At 64.9% G+C, this 2756-nt stretch carries 5 protein-coding genes; all 5 read left to right on the plus strand.

Annotation, left to right across the window (positions count from 1 at the left end):
- Window positions 1–132: 132 nt before the first annotated feature.
- From MKK88_RS30925 to MKK88_RS30945, 5 genes are read left to right on the plus strand one after another with little or no spacing between them, the layout of a single operon-like run.
- Window positions 133–642: a siphovirus Gp157 family protein gene (locus MKK88_RS30925; RefSeq protein WP_244007171.1), complete on the plus strand. Its 510-nt coding sequence runs from the start codon at window positions 133–135 to the stop codon at window positions 640–642.
- On the plus strand, window positions 600–1370 hold the full coding sequence (locus tag MKK88_RS30930; RefSeq protein ID WP_244007173.1) for a hypothetical protein: 771 nt from the start codon (window positions 600–602) through the stop codon (window positions 1368–1370). The genes MKK88_RS30925 and MKK88_RS30930 overlap by 43 nt, the downstream gene beginning before the upstream one ends.
- Window positions 1367–1807 carry a recombination protein NinB gene (locus MKK88_RS30935; RefSeq protein WP_244007175.1) on the plus strand — a complete coding sequence of 147 codons (441 nt, stop codon included), beginning with the start codon at window positions 1367–1369 and terminating at the stop codon, window positions 1805–1807. The genes MKK88_RS30930 and MKK88_RS30935 overlap by 4 nt, the downstream gene beginning before the upstream one ends.
- A gap of 2 nt (window positions 1808–1809) precedes the next feature.
- The gene (locus MKK88_RS30940; RefSeq protein ID WP_244007179.1) at window positions 1810–2223 is read left to right on the plus strand and encodes an HNH endonuclease; all 414 of its coding nucleotides are present in this window, start codon (window positions 1810–1812) and stop codon (window positions 2221–2223) included.
- Entirely contained in the window at window positions 2220–2660 is a 441-nt protein-coding gene (locus tag MKK88_RS30945; protein ID WP_244007177.1) for a hypothetical protein, read from the plus strand. Before MKK88_RS30940 ends, MKK88_RS30945 begins: the two co-directional genes overlap by 4 nt.
- The last annotated feature ends 96 nt before the right edge of the window (window positions 2661–2756 follow it).

The raw sequence follows: 2756 nt of genomic DNA on the forward strand, positions 1-2756 counted from the left end.
GCTCGCCGTGCTGTCGGTCAAGCGCAAGCACGTGCCGATGTGGCTGGCGCTTAGCGCTGCTCGGGCCGCCGAGATTTTGAAGGATGCCGCTGACGGCGCGCGCGCCGTGCGACTGACGGGAGGACGGATGCAATGACCGCCGCCGCTCGCATCCCGCTTTATCAGGAGATGGCAGTCGCCAGTCAGGTGGCCGCCGCTCTGATCGCCGCCGGCATCGAACCGGACGACGAAGACTTCGCCGAGCTGATGGCCTCTGAGACGAACATCCAGGACAGGCTGATCCGCATTCTCCGCGCCGCCCGCCACACAGAGGCTCTGAGCAAGGCGCTGAGCGGCATTCTCGCTGAGATGCGGGAGCGTAAGGCCCGGCTCGACAACAAGGCTGAGCGGCTTCGTGGCGTGGTCCTAGGGGCCATGGCGGATTTGGGCTTGACCAAGTTGGACGGACCCGACCTGTCCGCCACCGTGAATGCCGGCAAGCCCAAGGTGGTCATCACCGACGAGGCCAAGCTGCCGGACGACGCCTGCATCTTCAAGCGGGAGCCGAGCAAGACCGCCATCGCCGCCGCGCTCGCAGACGGTCCGATTGCCGGGGCTGAATGGTCGAACGCGGCCCCTGTCCTCACAGTTCGCACGAGGTAGCCATGTCAGACAACCTCGACATCTGGAACCGGCTTGGCCGCACCGACCCGGCGCACACCAAGGGCTTCAAGCGGGCCGGCGGCTTCTCAGGAACGGCCATCAAGCCGATCTACACCGACCAGAAGATGACGGAGGTCTTCGGGCCTTGCGGCGACGGCTGGGGCTACAGCGAGCCGACCTTTCAGCTTGTGCCCGCCCCTGACGGCCAGACCGCCGTCTATTGCTGGCTGTCGGTCTGGTATCGCAAGGCTGACGGCACGCGTTCGGAGCCCGTGCACGGGGTTGGCGGTGACTTCGCTGTCAAGAAGTTCTCATCCGGCATGGTCGTAGACGATGAGGGCTTCAAGAAGGCGTTCACCGACGCTCTCGGCAACGCCATGAAGCACCTCGGCATGTCGGCCGACGTGCATATGGGTCGGTTTGACGACAGCAAATACGTGGCCGAGCTGAAGCGCGAGTTCGCAGAGCAGCCCGCGCCGCCGCCCGATCTCCGCAACGTCCACGACCTTCACACCAACGGCAAGCCGATCATCCGCAACGCCTCGCAGGAAACGGCTGGCAAGATGCTGACGAAGCTTTGGACGATCCAGGGCGACGCCGTAGCGGTGTGGCTGCAGCGAGACGACGTGAAGCGCGCCCTCGCCAGCCTCGATGAGGTGGACCGGCACCGGGTCGAAGATATGGCCGAAGAGCGCAACGCCTTGGGCAATCTAGAGGCGGCGCAATGAGCGGCCGGGCCTTCCTCGTGCTCGCCAACGCCGCTGTGCGTGAGCGGGCTATTAAATGGATCCGCGGGCTGCCTGACGGCACGCGGGTGGAGTTCAAGGGGCCACGCCGCTCCTTGGACGCCAATGCCCTCCTGTGGGCTCGCCTCGCGGACATCTCGCATCAGGTCGAATGGTACGGCCTGAAGCTCAGCAGCGAAGACTGGAAGGATGTGCTCAGCGCGTCCCTCCGCAAGGCTCGCGTCGTGCCGGGCATCGACCCTGGCACCTTCGTCCCGCTCGGCATGCGGACCTCGGACATGAGCAAGGCCGAGTTCAGCGATCTGCTGGCGCTGGTCGACGCCTTCGCCGCTCAGCAGGGCGTCATCTGGTCCGACAGCGGCTTTCCTGACCCCACCCTAGTCCAGGATGCCGCGAGCATGGGGAGGGTGGCCGCGTGAACATGCACATCATCCCCGGAAAGAAAAAGCGGCTTCGGAGCGGCGTGTGCGCCTACTGCGACCGAAAGGTGTTCCCGGCGGGATCGCCCGAGGCACGGGCTAACCGCAAGTGTCAAGCAACGCGAGATCACATTGAACCGCAGCTTCTCGGCACCGCTCGCGATCGTGACGAAAACCTCGTCATCGCTTGTCTCGAATGCAACAGCATCAAGGGGCACTACCCGCTTGAGCCCTTCATGTTCTTCCTCGCGGCGTATCGCGGAACGCCGAAGTTCAACATGGGGGAATTTCGGCGCTTCGTCTACGATTTGACGCTCGCTGGGTTCAAGGCCGCCCGCGTCGTTGCTTTAAACGCTCGACCGAAGCCTCCGCAGCGGCGTGACGAGTTTGGTCGGTTCATGCGGAGGGCGGCATGACCCGCATCTGCACGATCCCCGGCTGCCAATCCCCGCATCTCGCCCGCGGATGGTGCAACCGTCACTACAGGCGCTGGTGGCGTTACGCAGCCCCCACCGTAGTTCGGAAACCGCTCGCGCCAGTCAAGGATCATCACCTCGCGCAGATGACGGCCCTGGCCAGCGAGCAGGGCCTGTGCCGGTCCGACATCGCCGCCATCACGGGCTGGTCCGTCCAGACGGTCGGACGGCATGTCGGGCATCTCGTGCCGGCGAAGGCGCATCCGAAGCCGGACTACGACCGCTACCGCCGGATGCTCTCAGCGGTCAAAGCCGCCTCCTACGGGGAGATGGACGGCATTGCCAAGAGGTTCGGGCTCAAGAGCGCGAAGGTGCTGAACGTCACCTTGGTTACAGCCCGTCGTCGCGTCGCCGAAGCAGAGGGAGCGTCCAAATGAATGATGCCAGCTTCATCTGCGCCATCTGCCAGCAGGAGCGCGAAAACCGCTGGCTCAAGAGCGGTCGCAACCGACACATCGCGCCGCTGTGCTGGT

The organism is Methylobacterium sp. E-005 (assembly GCF_022829725.1).
GTDB lineage: Bacteria > Pseudomonadota > Alphaproteobacteria > Rhizobiales > Beijerinckiaceae > Methylobacterium.